Source organism: Labrenzia sp. R5_0, from assembly GCF_017743835.1.
GTDB lineage: Bacteria > Pseudomonadota > Alphaproteobacteria > Rhizobiales > Stappiaceae > Roseibium > Roseibium algicola.
Genome location: NZ_JAGHRK010000002.1, coordinates 498,521 through 517,687 on the forward strand (window position 1 = coordinate 498,521; position 19,167 = coordinate 517,687).

At 59.4% G+C, this 19,167-nt stretch carries 18 protein-coding genes and 1 riboswitch; of the genes, 5 read left to right on the forward strand and 13 right to left on the reverse strand.

What is annotated here, in order from left to right; all coding sequences use genetic code 11:
• Positions 1–5 precede the first annotated feature (5 nt).
• A complete protein-coding gene (locus tag J7447_RS11140) occupies positions 6–779 on the reverse strand; it encodes a hydroxyethylthiazole kinase (RefSeq protein ID WP_209169626.1) in 774 nt (257 codons plus the stop codon).
• A 68-nt stretch (positions 780–847) separates the two neighbouring features.
• A riboswitch (TPP riboswitch) is annotated at positions 848–958 on the reverse strand.
• 207 nt (positions 959–1,165) lie between these two features.
• Between J7447_RS11140 and J7447_RS11145 the strand changes: the two genes are divergently transcribed.
• Positions 1,166–1,402 (forward strand): Lrp/AsnC ligand binding domain-containing protein, encoded by a 237-nt coding sequence (locus J7447_RS11145; protein ID WP_023000641.1) that lies wholly within the window; start codon positions 1,166–1,168, stop codon positions 1,400–1,402.
• 20 nt (positions 1,403–1,422) lie between these two features.
• Positions 1,423–1,830, forward strand: a complete 408-nt coding sequence (locus tag J7447_RS11150) for a hypothetical protein (protein ID WP_023000640.1) — start codon at positions 1,423–1,425, stop codon at positions 1,828–1,830.
• A 238-nt stretch (positions 1,831–2,068) separates the two neighbouring features.
• Here J7447_RS11150 and J7447_RS11155 read toward each other — a convergent pair whose 3' ends face one another.
• The 7 genes from J7447_RS11155 to J7447_RS11185 all read right to left on the reverse strand — a co-directional run bounded on the left by J7447_RS11155 (position 2,069) and on the right by J7447_RS11185 (position 10,541).
• A complete protein-coding gene (locus tag J7447_RS11155; RefSeq protein WP_286189120.1) occupies positions 2,069–3,070 on the reverse strand; it encodes a DMT family transporter in 1,002 nt (333 codons plus the stop codon).
• Between the two features lie 105 nt (positions 3,071–3,175).
• On the reverse strand, positions 3,176–4,432 hold the full coding sequence (sbmA, locus tag J7447_RS11160; RefSeq protein ID WP_023000637.1) for a peptide antibiotic transporter SbmA: 1,257 nt from the start codon (positions 4,430–4,432) through the stop codon (positions 3,176–3,178).
• A 198-nt stretch (positions 4,433–4,630) separates the two neighbouring features.
• Complete coding sequence (locus J7447_RS11165) at positions 4,631–6,928, reverse strand: xanthine dehydrogenase family protein molybdopterin-binding subunit (RefSeq protein WP_055655322.1); 2,298 nt, start codon at positions 6,926–6,928, stop codon at positions 4,631–4,633.
• A 282-nt stretch (positions 6,929–7,210) separates the two neighbouring features.
• Positions 7,211–8,272: a succinylglutamate desuccinylase/aspartoacylase family protein gene (locus tag J7447_RS11170; protein ID WP_023000635.1), complete on the reverse strand. Its 1,062-nt coding sequence runs from the start codon at positions 8,270–8,272 to the stop codon at positions 7,211–7,213.
• Entirely contained in the window at positions 8,269–9,174 is a 906-nt protein-coding gene (gene rimK / locus J7447_RS11175; protein ID WP_006932769.1) for a 30S ribosomal protein S6--L-glutamate ligase, read from the reverse strand. The genes J7447_RS11170 and rimK overlap by 4 nt, the downstream gene beginning before the upstream one ends.
• Before the next feature lie 90 nt (positions 9,175–9,264).
• A complete protein-coding gene (locus J7447_RS11180) occupies positions 9,265–9,738 on the reverse strand; it encodes a RimK/LysX family protein (protein WP_208984212.1) in 474 nt (157 codons plus the stop codon).
• A gap of 215 nt (positions 9,739–9,953) precedes the next feature.
• Positions 9,954–10,541: a VOC family protein gene (locus J7447_RS11185; RefSeq protein WP_062488229.1), complete on the reverse strand. Its 588-nt coding sequence runs from the start codon at positions 10,539–10,541 to the stop codon at positions 9,954–9,956.
• A 193-nt stretch (positions 10,542–10,734) separates the two neighbouring features.
• Between J7447_RS11185 and J7447_RS11190 the strand changes: the two genes are divergently transcribed.
• Positions 10,735–11,709, forward strand: a complete 975-nt coding sequence (locus tag J7447_RS11190) for a DMT family transporter (RefSeq protein ID WP_208993892.1) — start codon at positions 10,735–10,737, stop codon at positions 11,707–11,709.
• A 54-nt stretch (positions 11,710–11,763) separates the two neighbouring features.
• On the opposite strand, the gene J7447_RS11195 is transcribed toward J7447_RS11190, so the two are convergent.
• Positions 11,764–12,402, reverse strand: coding sequence for a hypothetical protein (locus J7447_RS11195; RefSeq protein ID WP_286189121.1), 639 nt, complete (start codon positions 12,400–12,402; stop codon positions 11,764–11,766).
• 137 nt (positions 12,403–12,539) lie between these two features.
• On the opposite strand from J7447_RS11195, the gene J7447_RS11200 reads away from it, so the two are divergent.
• The gene (locus J7447_RS11200; RefSeq protein WP_075284104.1) at positions 12,540–13,205 is read left to right on the forward strand and encodes a YafY family protein; all 666 of its coding nucleotides are present in this window, start codon (positions 12,540–12,542) and stop codon (positions 13,203–13,205) included.
• A 166-nt stretch (positions 13,206–13,371) separates the two neighbouring features.
• Here J7447_RS11200 and J7447_RS11205 read toward each other — a convergent pair whose 3' ends face one another.
• From J7447_RS11205 to J7447_RS31290, 3 genes are all read right to left on the reverse strand, one after another.
• On the reverse strand, positions 13,372–15,042 hold the full coding sequence (locus J7447_RS11205) for a long-chain fatty acid--CoA ligase (protein WP_209169627.1): 1,671 nt from the start codon (positions 15,040–15,042) through the stop codon (positions 13,372–13,374).
• Positions 15,043–15,347: 305 nt separating this feature from the next.
• Positions 15,348–16,505 (reverse strand): AAA family ATPase, encoded by a 1,158-nt coding sequence (locus tag J7447_RS11210; protein ID WP_023000627.1) that lies wholly within the window; start codon positions 16,503–16,505, stop codon positions 15,348–15,350.
• Between the two features lie 13 nt (positions 16,506–16,518).
• Complete coding sequence (locus J7447_RS31290) at positions 16,519–16,653, reverse strand: hypothetical protein (RefSeq protein WP_023000626.1); 135 nt, start codon at positions 16,651–16,653, stop codon at positions 16,519–16,521.
• Positions 16,654–16,734: 81 nt separating this feature from the next.
• On the opposite strand from J7447_RS31290, the gene J7447_RS11215 reads away from it, so the two are divergent.
• On the forward strand, positions 16,735–17,277 hold the full coding sequence (locus J7447_RS11215; protein ID WP_023000625.1) for a hypothetical protein: 543 nt from the start codon (positions 16,735–16,737) through the stop codon (positions 17,275–17,277).
• Between the two features lie 9 nt (positions 17,278–17,286).
• On the opposite strand, the gene ade is transcribed toward J7447_RS11215, so the two are convergent.
• Entirely contained in the window at positions 17,287–19,008 is a 1,722-nt protein-coding gene (gene ade, locus J7447_RS11220; RefSeq protein ID WP_209169628.1) for an adenine deaminase, read from the reverse strand.
• Between the last annotated feature and the right edge of the window lie 159 nt (positions 19,009–19,167).

Here is a 19,167-nt window from a genome sequence, read left to right on the forward strand (position 1 = left end):
CTGCGTCAGCCGGTCTTGAGACGGGCTTCAATGTCGCGGTCAGTCAGGCAATAGAGTGCGTCGAGCAACTCCGGCACCAGACTGCCTGGCCCGCCTGACCGGCTGGCCGCGATTTCGCCGGCAATGTTGAAGACGGACAGTCCGCAAGCAGCTGCAAGCGCCCTGTCCTTTTCGATGCTCAGGAACGCTGCCAGAACAGCACCGCCGGCACAGCCGGTGGCCGTCACGCGTGACATCAGTGGATCGCCGTTGCGCAGCAGGAAATCCTCGCCGCGGCTCTCGACCCTGTCTTCCGGGCCGGTAACCGCAAAAACCGTACCGGCCTCGATCAATGCATCGGCATCCGCCCGCTCCGGCAAGAGAGCGGTGAGTTCTTCCGGATTGAGCCGCACCAGATCCGGCTTGAGGCCCAGCAGGTCGCGCGCATAGGCGCAGCGCACGGGAGACCGGTTGACGAAAACCGGATCGACACAAACCGGACGTCCGGCAGTCCTGGCAGCTTCGATCGCTAGCGGAATGGCCGCACGACGTTCCTCGTCAAGGGTGCCGAGGTTCACCAGCAGCGCATCAGCCCCGCCGGCAAAGGCCGCAACTTCCTCCCGCGCGATGGTCATGGAAGGAACGGCGCCGAGCGCAAGCAGCACATTGGCGGTGAAACTCTGGGCGACCGCGTTTGTGACGGCGTGAACGCGCGGCGTTTTCTGCCGCACCCTTTCCAGAAGGGTGAAGACCTGTTCGGCGCTCAGGGCCTGCGTGGAAGCAGCGACGGAAAGGCTCATGACGGCTCTCCTGCGACAGAAAGCCCGTTGCCGGTATTCCGGAAAGGACGTGTTGAAGGGAGTGGTGTGTGCATCATGATCTCAAATCCCTCCGCCGGTATCAGCCGGATCAGGTTCAAGGAGTTGGCAGGCCGCCTCTCAGCCCGGTCCAGGATGGCCGGGCACCCCCATGAGATGATTGCACTGCTAACAAGCCGGCCGTGCGATTGCAAGACCCGGCTTGTGCAGAGCGGCTACTCGGCAATTGACTGGCGGGAGGAGATAGGCGATGTCCTAGTCTGCTTTCGTGAATCTGTTGCCCGGCATGTTTGGCTGACCGAACAGCCCGGCTGATGGTTCAGGTGACACGTTCACCCCCTTCAAACACCAACTGCCCGGAGCGCCCCATGGTACCGTTTTTCGTGATGATCAAATGCCAGTTGGGCAAGACTTACCAGGTCGCCAATGCGATCGCCGATGCGGAAATTGCGTCCGAAGTCTACTCCACCTCCGGCGACTACGATCTTCTGGTGAAATTCTATGTCGACGACGGCTCGGACATTGGCCACTTCGTGAACGAGAAGGTCCACCCGATCGACGGCATTCAGGACACCAAAACCATCATTACCTTCAAGGCCTTCTGAACTCAGACCCGGAAATTTCCATGAAACTCATTAAAATCGCCGCCCTTTGCCTGCCCCTCGCTCTTGCTCCGATCGGCTCGACCGCGTCCGCGCAAGGCATGCCACCGGAGCAGATCAAGCAGATCCTGGACCTGACCAAGGCCAACTGGGTGTCATTCCGCGACTGGCAGGGCCAGGAGCTGATCTATTTCACCCACCTGGAATCCTGGAAGTGCGGCATCGACTATGTCTTCTACGGACTGAACGACGACCCGATTGAGCAGGAATGGCAACTGGAAGCCTGTGACCCGGACAACCAGAATGTCGTTCTGAAGGACAAGCCCTATCTGGAGCTGCCCCTGGGTTCGGCCCAGTCGATCAGCGTGCAGCTGATCTTCAAAGACGGCACCAAGAGCGCTGTCGAGCGGTTCGAATACAAGTCCCAGTAAGGCCGATTTCGGAAACCACCCGCATTCACCGTCATTCCGGACAAGTGAGGCAAAGCCGAGCACCGATCCGGGATCCAGCGCATCAGCGTGAGCAAAGCGAACTCTTCTCTCTTTGTGTAATGCCGCGCCTAAGGCGCGAAATAAGTGCTGGATTCCGGATCTGCGCACAGCATTGCTGTGCTTGTCCGGAATGACGGGGAAGACAGCGGGACCTGCCCTCTTGTCTCTCCCTCCCCCCCTACGAACGCGAGGGTGATGACGCCCGGCGTGCCTTTGTCCGGTCCAGCCCGAGCTTGTGCTCGCGGTAGATGACGAAAATACCGGCGGCAATCACGATCAGCGCCCCCAGCACCACAGCGGGCAAAGGCGTTTCGCTGAACACCACCCAACCGACAATGATCGCCCACAGCATGTTGACATAGTCGAACGGGGCAATGGTGGAGGCATCCGCGAACCGGTAGCTCTGCGTCAGCAGGATCTGGCCGACACCGCCCGCAAGGCCGATCAGCAGAAGCAGACCTGCCGTGGGCAGGTTCGGAATGATCCAGGCCTGACCCGGCAGCAGAAAGCCCAGCGGCAGCGTGAGCAGCGACAGGACGGACGACATGCCCGCAAACCAGGTAACGATCGTGGACGTGCGCTCCGTCTCGCACAACTTGCGCACGGTGATCATGGCGAGCGCGGCAAAGCCAGCTCCTGTCAAGCCGATCAGGGCCCCGATCATCGAGTTGCTGTCCAACTCCGCGTCACCCAGATGCGGTGACAGCACAACCAGAATGCCGACAAAGCCGACACCGACTGCGCTCCAGCGATAGACCCGCACCTTTTCGCCAAGGAGCAGAAACGCCAGCACCACCACGAAGAGCGGCGATGCAAAGCCGATCGCCGTCGCATCCGGCAAGGGCAGCAGAGACAACGCGGTGAAGCCGCAAACCATCGCCGTCAGGCCGACGGACGCCCGGGTAAGATGTCCCAGCGGGTTGGCCGTTCGAAAGGCGAGCCCCAACTCCCGGCGCATCGCCACCATGATCAGCACCGGAAACAGCCCGAAGAAATTCCGTGCGAACACAAGCTCACCGATCGGCACCGTCTCGGCGGCGATCTTGAGGGCCGTTGCCATGACGAAGAACACCATGGTGGAGGCCACTTTCAGCGATATTCCGATAAGAGGTGCCTGCCGGGTCATCCCGGTAGGCGCCGGAGGTCCGGAGAAACGGGACTTCTGGCTCAAGAACGCCATGACAACTTCCAGGCCCGGCGCTCTTCATGAAGCCACGGGCGGTGCGTCGGACCGCGGAACCGCCGGGACAGAAAACTGGCTTGAACGTCTTGCGCAGACCTGACCTTAAGCTTGCGCCCCCGGTTCAGGAGTGGTGCCGCCGGCAACCGCGAGCTCCCGCTCGGCAATGGAGACCTCAAAGCCTTTCAGACGTTTGTAGATGGACAGGAGCTCGATGATCGTCGTCCAGGAATTCACCAGGAACTGGAAGGACGAGGACACCTGGCTGAAGGCCGTCAGGATTTGCTGCACGATACCAAAGGTGATCTTGCCCACCACAATCGTCGGAATGAGGATGAAATAGGAGAAGATGTTGTCCGACTGAAGGTAAATGCCGCGGGCCAGGTTAAAATAGAGATAGTGGAAGTAGAGCCGGAAATAGTTTTGACGGACAAAACCGAACAGCTCGCGCAAGGTCGCCGGATTGGCGCGATCTTCATGATCTTCCCCGTACACAAGTTCCTTACGGTAGGCTGCCTCAACGCGCTGGTTGTGGAACTCCAGTCCGGGCAGCTTGATGCCGACAAGGCCGAGCAAAACCGTCCCAAACAGCGACCAGATGATTGCCGCGGTGAACAATGGCGCTGGAATTTCGCCTACGATCGGCAGGGACGAGACGTGACTTGAAAGCGCAAACAGCACCGGCAAGAAGGCAATCAGTGTCATGATCGAGTCGATGAATGCAACGCCAAGCCCTTCCATGATGGAAGCAAAGCGCATCGTGTCTTCCTGAATACGCTGCGAGGCACCTTCGATGTGGCGCACATTCGACCACTTTTCGACGTAGTAGTCGTTCATCGCCGTACGCCAGCGGAAGACGTAGTGGCTGACGAAGAAGCGCGTGAAGATGTAGAGAATGACCCAGACCGATGTAATCTGCGCGAAGATCAGCATCAGGTTGTAGAAGTCTGCTGCGGTGACACCGCTTTCCTCTCCATTGAGCGCGTTTTGCAGCGTATCGAAGAACGGTCTGCGCCAGTTGTTGATCGCGACTGACACCTGAACGCTGTAGTAGGTCATGAAAATGATCAGGGACGAGCCCCAGATCGACCAGATCTGCCAGCGGTGGTCGCGAGAGAACATCCACCAGAAACCGCCGAAGAGCAGCGTGCAGATGCCGTAATAGATATAGAACCAAAGAAAATCAGGTGTGACGAAATAGGGCAGCCCGATGGGTGGCTGCTCACCCTGTGGCGGCGTGCCGAAGCCCAGTGTTTCTGTCAGTCCTTCAGCAAACCCGTACCAGGCAAGGATTGCGGCGAGTGACCAGAGGAAGGCAGACAGGAAGAAAAGTTTGGGCTTGGGAAAGAAGGACTGAAACAACGGGAGGATCCTATTTCTTGAAGCGGAAGGATTCGCGCCACGCACCGATGAACCGCAAGATTGCGGCAAGAACCGGATAATTCATACGTTTATTTAAAAGAAACCACAGACACAATCTTGAGAACCGGGCTTTACCGGTGTCAACTTGCTGCCTGAAAGATAAAAGGCGCCTCGAAAGGGCGCCTTTTTCAGTTTCCGTTACTTTGCTGCCTGGATGGCTTCCCACACGCGAAGCGGGGTTGCCGGCATGTCGATCAGCTCACTGACCCCTGCTCCGTCCTTCAGCGCCTTCTGCACGGCATTCATGACCGATGCACAGCCGCCGATGGTTCCGGCTTCACCCGCGCCCTTGATGCCCATGGCATTGGTGGTCGATGGAACGTTGCGGGTCTCGAAGTGAATGTCCGGCAGGTCTGCCGCACGGATCATGCGGTAGTCGAGTAGCGAAGCCGTCAGAAGCTGGCCGTCTTCGTCGTAGATCGTCTGTTCGCACAGAGCCTGGCTGAGTGCGGAGGCCGCACCGCCATGCACCTGACCGGCCAGAAGAAGCGGGTTCACCGTGACACCGAAATCATCGACGATCACGTAGTTGACGATGGCAACGTCACCGGTATCCGGATCGATTTCCACCTCGCACACATGGGTGCCGTTCGGATAGGTCGCCTCAGTCTGATTGACCTCTTCGCGGGCGGTCAGGGTTTCCCCGGCACCTGCTGCAATCTCGGCTAGTGTCACCTGCTGGTCGGTTCCGACCACACGAACCATGCCACCGTCGAGTTCAAGATCCTCGATCCCGGCCTCAAGCCGGTCAGCGGCAAGTTCCTTCACCTTCTTGACCAGCGCAATACCCGCATCGCGGACAGACGGCAGGCCGATGGGGATGGAGCGCGAACCACCCGTTCCGCCCCCCTTGCGCACCCGGTCGGTGTCGCCCTGGATAACGTCGATGTCCTCGATGGAGATGCCGAACTGTTCCGCGATCACCTGGCTGTAGGCCGTCGCATGGCCCTGGCCGTTGGTCTGCGTACCGATCAGCAACGTCAACGTACCCTTGTCGTTGAGCTCAAGGGTGGCTTCCTCGCTGCCAGGGAAGGCACAGGCCTCGATATAGGAACAGATGCCGATGCCGCGGTACTTGCCGTGCTTCGCACTGTCGTCCTGCCGGGCCTTGAAGCCGTCCCAGTCGGCAACTTCCAGCGCCTTTTGCAGATGGCCGGAAAAATCGCCGGTGTCGTACATTCGCCCCGTCTGGGTCGTGTAAGGCAGTTGCTCCGGCTTGATGAAATTGCGCTTGCGGATCTCTACCGATCCGACACCGGTTTCCTCTCCCGCCTTCTCGATCAGACGCTCGATCAGATAGGCAGCTTCCGGACGGCCCGCGCCGCGGAAGGCATCCGTCGGCACCGTGTGCATGTAGACGCCCTCGACCTTCGCAAAGACGGCCGGAATGTCATAGAGACCGGAGGTCATCGATGTGCCGACGAAGGGAATGAACGGGCCGAACTGGTGCAGATAGGCACCCATGGCAGCCTTGACGTGCACCTTGAGCCCCAGGATCCGGCAGTCGGCGTCCAGCGCCAGTTCCGCGTGGGTGACGTTGTCCCGGCCATGCGCATCCGTCACGAAGTGGTCCATGCGCTCACCCGTCCAGCGCACTGGCCGTCCAAGTTCGCGAGCCGCGACCATGCTCAGCGGGTATTCGCGGTAGCAGAACATCTTCGTACCGAAGCCACCACCGACTTCCGGCGTGATCACCTGCAGTTTGTCAGCTTCCAGATCCAGAATGCTGCAGATGATGTCACGCAGTCCGTGACCGCCCTGGGTGCCGACCGTCAGCTTGAACCGATCACTCGCAGCGTCGAATTCGGCAACGCAGCCGCGCAGCTCCATGTAGTTGGCGACGATCCGGTTGTTGACGACGTCGATGGAAACGACCTTGTCAGCCTTTTCGAAGGCAGCGTCGGTCTTGGACTGATCACCCTGACCGTATGTGAAGGCAACGTTGGTGCCGAACTCCGGCCAGACCTTCACGGCGTCCGGTGCAAGGGCCTGCTCGATCCCGACGACAACGTCCAGCGGGTCGTAGTCGATTTCCAGCATCTCGGCGGCATTCCGGGCTGCATTGACATCGTCCGCGACGATAAAGGCAATCGCATCGCCCACATAGCGTACTTCGTCGGAGCACAGGACAGGCTGATCGGGCGCTGCGAAATTGGAGCCGTCGATCTGCTTCGGACGCGCCCGGCAAGGCATCGTCCGACCTTCCAGCTCGGCTCCGGTGAGCACCAGCCGGACACCGTCCATCTCACGGATCTCGTCCACATTTCCAAGGCTGATGCGCGCATGCGCCATGGCGGACCGAACGACGACCCCGTGCAGGCAGCCTTCCGGCATGTAATCGCCCGTATAGATGCCCTTGCCCGTTATGAGCGGCTCATCTTCCTTGCGGCGCAATGGGGCGCCAACACCGAACTTCGGAGTGACCATCTGGTTCATGAATCTGGACCTGCTTTTTTTGGGAAGACTTTCCCTTGGGAAATATCCACGCGCCGGGAGCGCCGGTTTTGTTCAACATAGTGCCCGAAAGCCGACGTGGCCAGAGGTTTGGACAATTCTGCTTCGCACAATTGTTTTTCCGGGCAAGCTGTGGGGGCTGAGACGGCTTGCTCATTCGGTGCCAGTGGCCCATCCATCAACACGAGCCAGTCCCTCCCCTGAAGCATGCGATAGGTGGGTGAGCTGCTGTACACGTGGAGAAACGCCGAAACCAAGCCGCCTCTAGATGATTTCGTCTTCGTCGAACAGCGGATCGGCCTCAAGCTGGGAAGCCAGGCTGTCGAGGGTCGTTTCAGCGTCGTATCGTTCGTTGAACTCGGCGATATGAAACAGCCCGTCCCCTTCGTTGACCACCGGAAGGTTGGTTCTGCCCACGATGAGCCCACCCAGTTCGGCCAGCACGTTCCGTTCCTTCTCGCCGAACGGATCAGAGGTGATGCCAAGCAGCATACCGGGTTCGACAACATCGCCGACCGATTTGAACGGCCGCAACAATCCACCGGCCGGCGAACGGACCCAGTAGCTCGTCTTGCTGAGGATCGAACGGGCCTTTGGCCGCGTGATGCCTTTGGCTCCCAACATCTTCAAGGACCGCATCACGCGCAAGACACCGGAAACGCCGGCCCTGATCGCCATTTCGTCAAACCGCAGGCCTTCGCCCGCCTCGAACACCAGGACGTCGGTTCCCTTCAGCTGTGCGGCCTGTCGCAACGACCCATCGCGCACCTTGGAAGTCAGGATGACCGGAGCACCGAAAGCTTTCGCGAGCGACAGCGTGTCTGCCCGTGAAGGCGAAACGCGGATCTGCGGCAGGTTGGTCCGGTGAATGGCCGCCGAATGCAGGTCGATGCCATAATCAGACCGGTTGACGATCTCGCTCATGAAAAGATGCGCCAGCCGCCCGGCCAGCGAGCCGCGCAGGCTACCGGGGAACGAGCGGTTCAGGTCACGCCGGTCAGGCAGATAGCGCGAATGGTTCAGAAAACCGAACGCGTTGACGATCGGGATGACCATCAGCGTACCCTTCAGCTTGTCGAGCTCCTGGATTTCAAGCTGTGGCGCTTTCAGGACACGGCGTGCGATCTCCACACCGATGACCTCGTCACCATGCACGGCCGCACTGACGAACATGACCGGCCCGGGTTTGCTTCCATGCAGGACATGCACGGACATCGTCACGGGCGTGTGGTCCGACAGCACGCTGACCGGCAGATCGATCGTACGCCGGGTTCCCGGTGCGATCTTGTGGTCGCCGATCTCGAAGGCTTTCACTTTTGTGGTCAACCGCGTCCCTTGGTCTTGGTTTTGCCAACCTGGGCATTCTTGGCAATAAAGTCGATGATCTTGCCGGCAACATCAATACCCGTTGCCTTTTCAACGCCCTCCAGCCCGGGCGAGGAGTTGACCTCCATCACCACCGGGCCATGGTTGGACCGCAGCATATCGACACCGCAGACGTTCAGCCCCATGGTCTTTGCCGCGCGAATGGCGGTCGAACGTTCCTCGGGAGAAATCTTGATGGCGGCCGCGCTGCCGCCGCGGTGCAGGTTGGAACGGAATTCGCCCTCCGCACCCGTCCGCTTCATGGCCGCAATCACCTTGCCGCCAACCACCAGCGCACGGATGTCGGTGCCGCCGGCTTCCTTGATGAATTCCTGCACCAGGATGTTCACATTGGCACCGCGAAACGCCTCGATCACCGACTTGGCAGAGCGCTCCGTATCGGCAAGAACCACACCGATGCCCTGCGTGCCCTCCAGCAGCTTGATCACAACCGGCGCACCGCCAGCGGTCGCCAGCACTTCCTCGGTCATCTTCGGATCGTGGGCGAAGGTCGTTACCGGCAGGCCGATCCCGTCGCGGGCAAGCAGCTGCATCGAGCGAAGCTTGTCGCGCGACCGTCCGATGGCAACGGATTCGTTCAGCGGGTAGACGCCCATCATCTCGAACTGGCGCAACACGGCCAGACCGTAAAAAGTGACCGATGCGCCGATCCTCGGAATAACCGCGTCGAAGCCGGTCAGCTTGCTGCCGTTGTAATAAATTTCCGGCCGCCGCGAGGCTATGTTCATGTAGCAGCGCAGGGTGTTGATGATTTCCAGTTCGTGACCGCGCTCCTCGGCAGCGTCCTTCAGGCGCTTGTGCGAATAGAGCTCGGGATTCCGTGCCATCATAGCAATTTTCATTGGTTCAAGTCCCTCGGTCTCAGCCTCGTTCCGACCGGTGTTGCGACACCGAATTTTCAGTGATTGTTTCCTGCCACGTAAACGCGCAGCTTAGTGTTTTGTTGCCAGCGCGGGCTTTCCCGCCAGGAAAGACCGGCCGGCATGCACCAGCACGTTGTGCCGCCTGATCGCCGTCCGGCCGAGGATCATGTCGAACCCCATGTTCGACCTGTCCGCCAGCGACACATCCACATGCCAGTGATGTTTTCCAAGATGAAGTAACGTCCGGATGACAATGCGCCGCTCGGGAACACCGCTGGTGTTCTTGATGTTGCGCTCGTCCAGAACCGGAACCTCCGCCCGGAAATCGCTGTGATGACGCGAGGCAGGCACCCGGAAACGTACCCAGGTCCGGCCGTCGCGTTCGAACACTTCCTGTTCTTCGGCATGGAGCGCCGAGGTGCGTGCGCCGGTGTCGATCTTGGCACGCATATCGAAAACGCCCAGTTCGGGAAGGCTCACGATTTCACGCCAGCCGATGATATCGGCAGCGGCCAAGGGACGCCCCTTCTTAGCCATTGTCATTCAAAAAAACCCTGGAGCCCCCTTGCTGGGGCCTTTCCCAAACGACCTTGTTAACCGAGCATTGCATGGCCCGCCGGAGAGCGCAACTGAGGTTGCGGTCCGGTCTGAAAACAAGATTTCGGACGCAGCTCATCATCATGATTCACATCGGCGCGCAAGCGAATTTGCGAGCGAGTGCAAAGAACGTCTGGCAGGTGCAACACCCGGATGACGCCCTACCGCTTGTACGGGTTCTTCGGGCGCCGGTCGTCAGACAGGCTGCGCCTCGTTTCGCGCGTCAATTGCTCGATGGCATCGGCAAGATGGACTTCCTGAATGTTGTAGTCACCCCGCGCCACCCGGATCTTGTGTGCTTCCAGCATGACCTCGCCCATGGCGACGCCTTCCGGCGGTACGAAGCGATAGCTGGCCAGTTCGATCAGCAGCCCGAGCGGGTCACGGAAATAGATGGAATCCATGAAGCCGCGATCCTTCGGACCGCTGTGCGATATGCCGCGTGCATCAAGCCGCTCGGCAATCTGCCGAAAGGTTGCCTGCGATACGGCAAGTGCCAGGTGATGAACGCAGCCGATTGTCTGGGGAGCCGGCTCCGGGTCCGGTTTTCGGTCTTCGTTGGTGAAGATCGTGATGAGACGGCCGTCGCCCGGATCGAAATAGAGATGGCTCTGGTTTTCATCGTCCAGATTGGGCTGCTCGAACACGAAAGGCATTCCCAGCAGCCCTTCCCAGAAATCGATGGAAGTCTGCCTGTCGGCCCCGACAAGAGTGATGTGATGCACGCCTTGCGTCTGGATTTTTTCCATGGATGTCCTCCCCGTTCGGCGCAGTTTAAATTGCATCTGCTGGCGATAGCAAACAGCCGCCCTCTTTCCTTCTCAGCGAAAAGCGCTAAGCTTGTTTCAACTGCAACAAACAGCCTTATCCGAGTCTTGCCTGTGCTCCGGCCCAAATGCGCCGCCGCATCCGCATACCCTCCGGCAAGGATTCACGATGGACATGCCCACCCAACAGCCGGAGCCTTCCGAGGCAACCGGCAACCGTCTTCGGCGCAAGGTGACCAGCCTGACGGAGAACCTGCCGTCGAACACCATCGGCGCGCTCTGGATCCTTCTGGCCGCCTTTCTGTTCTCGATCATGGTCACCCTGATCAAGCTGCTCGGCAAGGACCTGACGGTGTTCCAGATCCTGGTGATCCGCCAGGGCATCATGCTTGCCATCGTTGCCCCGAAAATCCTCAGCGGATTGCCGACCTCCCTGGCAACAAAACGTCCCGGACTTCAGCTGACCCGTATCGTGGTTGCCGCGACCGCCATGCTCTGCGGCTTCACGGCCGTCATCGAACTGCCGTTGGCCGATGCCACGGCAATCAGCTTCTCCAAGACGTTCTTCCTCACGATCTTCGCCATCTGGTTGCTGGGTGAAACGGTCGGTGTGCACCGCTGGGGTGCCACCATCGTCGGTTTTCTTGGGGTTGTTCTGATGCTTCGCCCGCAAGGCGACGGGCTGATCGATCCTTTTGCGCTGCTCGCCATCGCCGGAGCGGCCTGCGCCGGCCTGGTGATGATTGTCGTCCGCCTGCTGACGCGCACCGATCCCCCGGTCACCATCCTGACCTACCAGGCTTTCGGCGTCGGGCTGATCATGATCATCCCCGCCATCCTGACCTGGCAGACCCCGACCCTGGCACAATGGGGAATTCTTCTTGGGATCGGCATCGTGTCCTGGGCAGCCCAGATGGCCAATATCCAGGCATTCCGCGCCGGCGAAGCCACCGCAATTGCCTCGCTGGACTACACCAGGCTGCTCTATGCCACCGTTTTCGGTGCGCTGGTGTTCCACCAGTGGCCGCGTGTGGAAACACTGGTGGGCGCTGCCGTCATCATCGCCGCGTCGATCTACACGGTCCGCCGCGAGGCCAAACGCGGCCAGAAACTGGCAAGGGCCTCGGACGGACGCGGGTACAATAGCTAGACCGTCAGGCGAATAGGTCGCCTGCCGGCTCAGGTAAAAAGGTTGCCTGCCGGCTTAGGCAAGCACGTGCCAGAAATCCAGATCGACGCTGGCGGGATCAAACAGGTTCAAAAGCGGCGCACAGGCCGCGTTCGACACATAGCCTCCGCAGATCTCCCTGGCAGCACCTTCCGTTTCCACAAAGCAGATCTCCGAATAGGTATCTTCCCCTGCCTTCGCCATCAGATGCGCCCTGGTTTCCGGCAACGGAGCAAGATACTCCCTCTCGATCCGTCCGGACGCAGCCATCAGCGCCTCTTCTGAAAAGCTGCCGTCGTTCCTGGGACGAAAGGTACCGAATTCGATCGCGGAAAATCCGTCCGGCACCGCTGTGAGGTCTTTCATCAGACGGTTGAGACACAGGCGAATGCTGCCGGGCTCCAGCAGTTCCATGAATGCCCTTGAGCACGCAGCCTGCATATGCGCCTCGGACATGGCTGCGAAACTGGCCTCGTCCCTTGCCAGAATTGCATCGGCATAACCGCCTGTTGCATTGCCTAAGAAGCAGTGAAAGGCGATGCCCGGCTGGTTGCTCAGGAATTCCTTCTGCCACAGGCGGGCGGCCGCTATCAGTTCCGGCGCGCCAACGCCTGGTTTCGCCTCGTAGCGGGCAAACCCCATCACTTTCATCGGTCCCAGTTCTTTTCGCAGCATGAGATGTCCTTCCGTGTTTCTGCTGCCAGCTCTATAGAAGAGGTCAGAGACAGTTTCTGTCAGGGGGATACGTCTATGGTCGCCAGAAACTGGACCGCAGCGAGCGCCTTGCAGAAACCTGCTGGAGACCGAACCCCATGCGAACCATCAGGCTGTTTTCCATCCTGGATACCCTGCGCAGCCGCAGAGGCGCCGTTCCGGCCGCCATGCTTGCGGAGCTGCTGGGCGTGACGGAACGCACCATTTATCGGGACATGGCCACGCTTAAGGCGATGGGCGCGCCCATTCGCGGTGAAGGCGGTGTCGGCTACGTTCTTGAACGCGGCTATTTTCTGCCGCCAATGCAGTTCGATCCGGACGAGCTGGATGTCATCCTTCTCGGCATTCGCATGGTCAAGGCACGTGGCGACAAAACCATGAGTGAAACGGCCGAGCGGGTGCTCGGCAAGCTTGGAGCTGTTCTGTCCGAAGGCGAACGCTCGCTGAACCGTCCGTTGCTTGCGGTCGGCAAGGCCTCCTCGGCACAAGGACATGACGCCCTGTCTCCGCTGCGCGATGCCATCCGCAAACGGCGCAAGGTGCAACTCGGCTACAGCGACCTGCAAGACCGCGTCAGTGAACGCCTCACCCGCCCGCTGGGACTGACCGCCTTCGAAAGTGTCTGGGTGCTGACTGCGTGGTGCGAAGTACGGAATGGCTTCCGGAATTTCCGGCTCGATCGCATCACATCATTTGCGATCACCGACACACGGTTTCCGAAGGAGCCGGGCAAGGAATTTCAGGACTATTTAAAGACACTGTGAGGCAATCACGCCGCTCCGTTGCAACGGGTTTATGCGACAGCAGTGTGACTGCTTGTCAGGTGGAAACCCGCTCTGCGTGACATGAAAATTGTGTCGGTTTAGACAGAAAGCATTGCACGGAAGCGCTCGATTGAGAGCGCTTCCAGTGTTTTCAGGAACGGTGCGCTCAGGCGCTCCGGGCTTCCGCCGCTACCCGCTTCTGGGATTCTTCCTCGACCAGTTCCTTCTTCGACAATTTGCCGACCATGGTTTTCGGCAACTCGTCACGGAACTCATAGTCTCTTGGCAGTTCGATCGTCGACAAATGGTCCTTCAGGAAGGCCTTCATGTCATCGGCGGTGAGCGAATGACCTTCCTTCAGCTTGATGAAGGCCTTCGGGCTCTGGCCGCGATAGGCATCCGGCACGGCAATGACGATGGTCTCGTCCACGGCCTCGTGCTGGTAGATCGCTTCCTCGATGACACGCGGATAGACGTTATATCCAGAGCACAGGATCAGGTCCTTGATCCTGTCGACCAGATAGATGAAGCCGCCATCATCCTGATAACCAACATCACCCGTATGCAGATAGCCGTCATGGGTGATGGTCTCGGCGGTCGCGTCCTCGCGCTTCCAGTAGCCCTTCATCACCTGGGGCCCATGCAGCAGCAACTCGCCCTTCTCGCCTGCCGGAACCACGGTTTCGCGGTCCTCGATACTCACGAAGCGGGCACTGGTCCCCGGCACCAGCCTTCCGATGGAACCCGCCCGGCGGCTGTCGTCCAGCGGGTTGACCGCGGCAACTGGCGACGTTTCGGTGAGGCCGTACCCTTCCACCAGAATGCAGCCCGTGATCTTTTCAAAGCTTTCCTTGACCTCCACCGGCAACGGCGCGCCGCCCGACAAGCAGATCCTGATGCTGGTCAGATCGTAATTCTCCGTCATGGGCGAGTTGTTGATGGCCGTGTAGATCGTCGGCACACCCGGAAAGAGGGTTACCTTCTTGCGCTTGACCGCTTCCAGCAGCGACTTCAGCTCAAAGCGCGGCTGCAGCACCATTTCAGCGCCCAAAATGATTGACAGGTTCTGCCCCACCGTCATTGCGAAGACGTGGAAGAACGGCAGAACGCACAGCATCTTTTCTTCGCCCGGCCGCGCCTTTTCGAAGACGCAGCGCATCTGCTCGATATTGGCCGACAGGTTTCTGTGCGTCAGCATCGCGCCCTTGGGAACGCCGGTGGTGCCCCCGGTATACTGCAGCACCGCAATATCGTTTGCCGGATCGATTGCGACCGGCCTGGGCTTGTCTCCCCTCGTCTGCAGGTCTTCGAAACGAATGTGGGCGTCATCACGGGGAATGTCCGCCAGTTCCTTTCGCTTGAACAGACTGAACAGCACCTTCTTGATCGTCGGCAGGCACCAGGCCATCGGGCAGACGATGATCTTGTCGAGCGCCCGTTCCCTGCGAACCTCCTCGACCTTGTCGTAGATCACCTTCAGATCCATGGTCACCATGATGCGCACATCGGCATCTCGCGCCTGGAATGACAGTTCGCGCTCGACGTAGAGCGGATTGAAGTTGGCGACCGTGGCGCCGATCTTCAGAACCGCGAAATAGAAGATCGTGTAGAAAGGCGTGTTTGGCAGGCATAGGCCGACGTGAACACCCGGGCCGACGCCCATCGCCTGCAGTCCGGCAGCCGTCCTGTCGACCAGCGCGCCGAACTCGGCATAAGTCCACACCTTGCCCATGAAATCACAGGCAGGACGGGTCCCGTATTGGGCAACGGTCGTCTCGAGATACTCGTGTACTGGACGGGGCTTGAACGCCGCGTTCCACTCCTCCGCAGTCGTCATTACGTTCTCCAACGCGTTTTATCGCTTCACTGCGCGGACGGGCCTTTATCCTGAAATTTCGTGATCCGGACAAAATCCGTACCGCGAAATGGTCCTCCTCAAGGGCCCGGCCACCAATGAGGCGTCACCTCTTTGGGTCTCTTCTGACATGACGCAACCTTCCGTTCACGTCAACTCGCGACGTAACGACACCTCGTCGTTTTTTTGCGCGTGAAGAACCATCCGCTTAAGATAAGCCAGCTGAGCCGGTTGGCAATAGAGACGTCAAATCAAAAACTTATAGACAACTCCGCAAAACAGGCGGTTTATCTCTTTGGCCAATTCCAGCGAGGTGTGTCAGCGCTATCCACAACCGTCTCGCCAAGTTCCTTGCGCAGATCGTAGCGCATGCAGCCTCTTTCCGACGACAGCACGGACACCAGTTCTTCCGCATGGGAAACGACGATCACCTGCGTCTTTTCCGCGGCCCGTGCAATCAGCCGGGCGAGAGGCTCCAGCAATGCCGGATGGAGGCTTGTCTCGGGCTCGTTCAGCACCACCAAGGGCGCCGGGCGCGGTGATAAAAGCGCCGCCGTCAACAGGAGATACCGGAGCGTTCCGTCAGACAGTTCACTGGCCCGTAGCTCGCGCAGCAGCCCCTTCTGCTGCATCAGCAGTTCAAAATAGCCGTCGTTGACTGAAATCCTGACGGATGCTCCGGGGAATGCGTCATCGACAGCCTCTTCCAGAGCCCGCTCGTCACCAATTTCCTGGATGGTCTGAAGAGCGGCTGCCAGATCCCCGCCATCTCCGCTCAGCACAGGTGTCCGTGTTCCTATCTTGGGAAACCGCGCGGGAGCGTCCCTGTCGGTGCGCAGGTGATCATAAAAACGCCAGGCGCGCATGCGTTCGCGCATGACCAGAAGTTCCAGACCGTCTTTCGGATCGGCGGCGTGGGTCATCATGCTGTCGAAGCGTGCAAGGTTCTGGAAAACCGGTATGCGCTGCCCGTGGGCATTGAGAACCCGAACCGTCGGGCCGTTTCTGGCCGCGATCTCGTTCGAACGGGACAAGGCTTCGCCAGCCCAAAGGGCCTCGGCCTTGATTTCCGGATCCATGGAAAACAGCGAACGCCCGGCGTCCGCCGGCAGACCGAGATCTATCGCATAGCCGTAGTCCTCATCGGCAAAGCCAAGCTTCAGACTGACCACACCCTTGCGCACGGTTCCCTGAACCGGCACTTCGCCCTGTTTCATTGCCCTGGAAAAAGCTTCAGGCCCCGCCCAGAGCGTCGAATTGAGGCCACCTTCCGCAGCCAGCGAGGCAATCGCCTGGCCTTGCGAGACTTCCGCCAGCAAACGGATCGACCGGTAAAGGCTCGACTTGCCGCTGCCGTTCGCACCCGTCACCAGGGTGATGCGGTCGAGCGGTAGGACGATGTCGCGTAGCGAGCGGTATCCGGAAACGGCAAGAGTGAGGATCATCGAAAGACCTGTTTCAGCTCCCCTGATCGACCAGTTCGAGCTTGTTGACATCGAAGAAACCGAATTCGGTGATCTTCAGATGCGAAATGCCCGGCAAAGGCAGGAAGGTGTCGCGCGCATTCCGAACGCTGGAGCGAACCAGACCCATAGATTTTTGTCTTGAGGAATTGCGTCACTGCTACTTTTAGGTGCATATCTTGGTGCAATACTCGAACGAAAGGTGTTGCCTTTGTATAACCCGAAAGAAGCGGCAGAAGACAGCCACGCGCTTCACCTGGCCATCCTGTTTTTTGTAGCTAGCGCTGTCGCGATCTCAATTTATTTCCACCACGACAGCGGTTTGAAGTACTGGCTTCTGAAGGGCTTTGGCGAAACCACCCCCGGCAAGGTTCTGGTCATTATCAACGACACGCCCGATGGGGACAAGGCTTGGGCGCATTATCGTTCCAATTACCGGAACACTTTCAAGAACTTCAAAAGCTGGCACGACGAAAGGATCGTCGTTGAAATCAACCCAACGAACGCACCGGCCCAAACTCTGGATTTCAGGATAAAGCCTGGGGAGATCATCCGAGAGACAGACGGCGCTCTGAACGTCACTTATTTGCCGCTCAATCCGAAGATTGCCTATCCCACCCGCAGTTTGGACAGGTTTTCTCTCGACAGCCAGATCCTGTTCTGGTCCCTTGTTGCCGGAGCTGTCCTCCTGTTTCTGGCGTTGCGATCCGCGCGGAAATGGGCACGTTTTCGAGCACGATTGCGCCAGTACTGAAGGCGCGCATCAACTCCCCTGATCGATCAGTTCGAATTTGTTGACATCGAAGACGCCAAAATCGGTGATCTTCAGATGCGGAATGACCGGCAAAGGCAGGAAGGCGACCTGCAGAAACGGTTCGGCCAGCGTACAGCCGAGATCCTTGGCGGCGGCACGAAGGTGCTCCAGCTCCTCCTTCACCGTTTCGAACGGTTCGAGGCTCATCAGTCCCGCCAGCGGCAGAGCAAGTTCGGCTTTCACACCATCCTTGTCGGCAACGGCAAATCCGCCCTTCATGGCGATCACCCGGTTGACCGCGTGGGCCATGGCTTCCTCATCCGCGCCGACCACGCAGATGTTGTGGCTGTCATGGCCGACGGACGAAGCAATTGCGCCCTGTTTCATGCCGAAACCATTGACGAAACCGAGGCCGATGTTGCCAGTGCCCTTGTGCCGCTCCACGACGGCGACCTTCAGCACATCCTGATCAAGATCGGCCAGCGTCTTGCCGCCGGTCACCGGCAAGGTGCGCTTCAGGTGTTCGGTGATGATCCTGCCCGGCACCACACCGATAACGTCGGCCTCGCTGTTGCGCGCCGGTATATCGAACTTTGACGCGGTGACCTGGCCGACATGCACGCTGTCGAGGCCAACCGGCGGGACGATGGTTCTATTTGCAAATGCTTCGTCCGTCGCCAGAACACCGCCGCAGATCACTTGCGCCACACGGCAATCGGCAAAGTCGCTCAACAGCGCAATGTCTGCGCGCTTGCCCGGTGCAATCACGCCCCTGTCTTTCAGGCCAAAGGCATTGGCCGCCGACCAGCTTGCGGCCCGATAGGCGTCCAGCGGACGGATACCCTTGGCGATCAGGCGGCGGATCATGCTGTCGAGGTGGCCTTCCTCGGCAATATCGAGCGGATTGCGGTCGTCCGTGCACAGCGCGACGAAAGCCGAAACATCCGGTGTCAGGATCGGAGCCAGCGCTTCCAGGTCCTTGGAAACGGAGCCTTCCCGCATCAGGATCGTCATGCCTTTGGCGAGCTTTTCCAGCGCCTCCTCGGCGGAGGTTGCCTCGTGGTCGGTGCGGATGCCTGCGGCCAGATAACCGTTGAGGCCGATACCCTGAAGCAGAGGCGCATGGCCGTCGATATGACCGTCCTGAAAGGCGGCAAGCTTCGCCAGCACCTTGGGATCGCGCGCAAGCACACCTGGAAAATTCATGAATTCGGCAAGGCCGATCACGCTTGGATGATCGCGGAACGGCAGCAGGTCCTCGATCTCCAGGCAGGCCCCGGCTGTTTCAAAAGCCGTTGCAGGAACGCAGGACGAGAGATTGACCTTGAGGTCCATCACTGTTTCCAGAGAACTGTCGAGGAAATAACGGATCCCTTCGGCACCCAGAACGTTGGCAATCTCATGCGGGTCGCAAATGGCTGTGGTCACTCCGTGCGGCAGCACGCAGCGGTCAAATTCGAACGGTGTGACCAGAGACGATTCCACATGAAGATGCGTGTCGATGAAACCGGGAACGGCGGTCAGTCCGCTGCCGTCGATGGTTTCCGCGGCTTCATACTGCCCGTGCGTGCCGACAATCCTGTCACCGACGATCGCAATATCCGTTTCGACCGTAGATCCGTCGACAACGCTGAACAGGCTGACATTCTTTATCACCAGATCGGCAGGGCGTTCCCCTGCTCCAGCGGCAATCGCCCGTTCAAGAAACGCTTCGTCATGTGTGGCCGGCATTTTTTGTCTCCGATTCTCGTCCCTCCCCGACAATACGGATGTTGAAAGCTCCGGCAACGATTTCGCGAAGGTGTGTTAGGATGTCCTGCACGAAAGAGCTGAAATACGGATCGCCCGTCAATCCCGTGCGCACCCAGGCTGCGCGGATGTGCCAGACCG

What these genes read in the sequence shown, in the direction of transcription:
- J7447_RS11210 (WP_023000627.1), bottom strand. Translation starts at nt 16,505, where the DNA reads ATGATCCTCACTCTTGCCGTTTCCGGATACCGCTCGCTACGCGACATC.
- rimK (WP_006932769.1), bottom strand. Translation starts at nt 9,174, where the DNA reads ATGAAAATTGCTATGATGGCACGGAATCCCGAGCTCTATTCGCACAAG.
- J7447_RS11155 (WP_286189120.1), bottom strand. Translation starts at nt 3,070, where the DNA reads ATGGCGTTCTTGAGCCAGAAGTCCCGTTTCTCCGGACCTCCGGCGCCT.
- J7447_RS11145 (WP_023000641.1), top strand. Translation starts at nt 1,166, where the DNA reads ATGGTACCGTTTTTCGTGATGATCAAATGCCAGTTGGGCAAGACTTAC.
- J7447_RS11185 (WP_062488229.1), bottom strand. Translation starts at nt 10,541, where the DNA reads ATGGAAAAAATCCAGACGCAAGGCGTGCATCACATCACTCTTGTCGGG.
- J7447_RS11165 (WP_055655322.1), bottom strand. Translation starts at nt 6,928, where the DNA reads ATGAACCAGATGGTCACTCCGAAGTTCGGTGTTGGCGCCCCATTGCGC.
- J7447_RS11180 (WP_208984212.1), bottom strand. Translation starts at nt 9,738, where the DNA reads ATGACAATGGCTAAGAAGGGGCGTCCCTTGGCCGCTGCCGATATCATC.
- J7447_RS31290 (WP_023000626.1), bottom strand. Translation starts at nt 16,653, where the DNA reads ATGGGTCTGGTTCGCTCCAGCGTTCGGAATGCGCGCGACACCTTCCTG.
- ade (WP_209169628.1), bottom strand. Translation starts at nt 19,008, where the DNA reads ATGCCGGCCACACATGACGAAGCGTTTCTTGAACGGGCGATTGCCGCT.
- J7447_RS11200 (WP_075284104.1), top strand. Translation starts at nt 12,540, where the DNA reads ATGCGAACCATCAGGCTGTTTTCCATCCTGGATACCCTGCGCAGCCGC.
- J7447_RS11190 (WP_208993892.1), top strand. Translation starts at nt 10,735, where the DNA reads ATGCCCACCCAACAGCCGGAGCCTTCCGAGGCAACCGGCAACCGTCTT.
- J7447_RS11205 (WP_209169627.1), bottom strand. Translation starts at nt 15,042, where the DNA reads ATGACGACTGCGGAGGAGTGGAACGCGGCGTTCAAGCCCCGTCCAGTA.
- J7447_RS11150 (WP_023000640.1), top strand. Translation starts at nt 1,423, where the DNA reads ATGAAACTCATTAAAATCGCCGCCCTTTGCCTGCCCCTCGCTCTTGCT.
- J7447_RS11140 (WP_209169626.1), bottom strand. Translation starts at nt 779, where the DNA reads ATGAGCCTTTCCGTCGCTGCTTCCACGCAGGCCCTGAGCGCCGAACAG.
- J7447_RS11195 (WP_286189121.1), bottom strand. Translation starts at nt 12,402, where the DNA reads ATGCTGCGAAAAGAACTGGGACCGATGAAAGTGATGGGGTTTGCCCGC.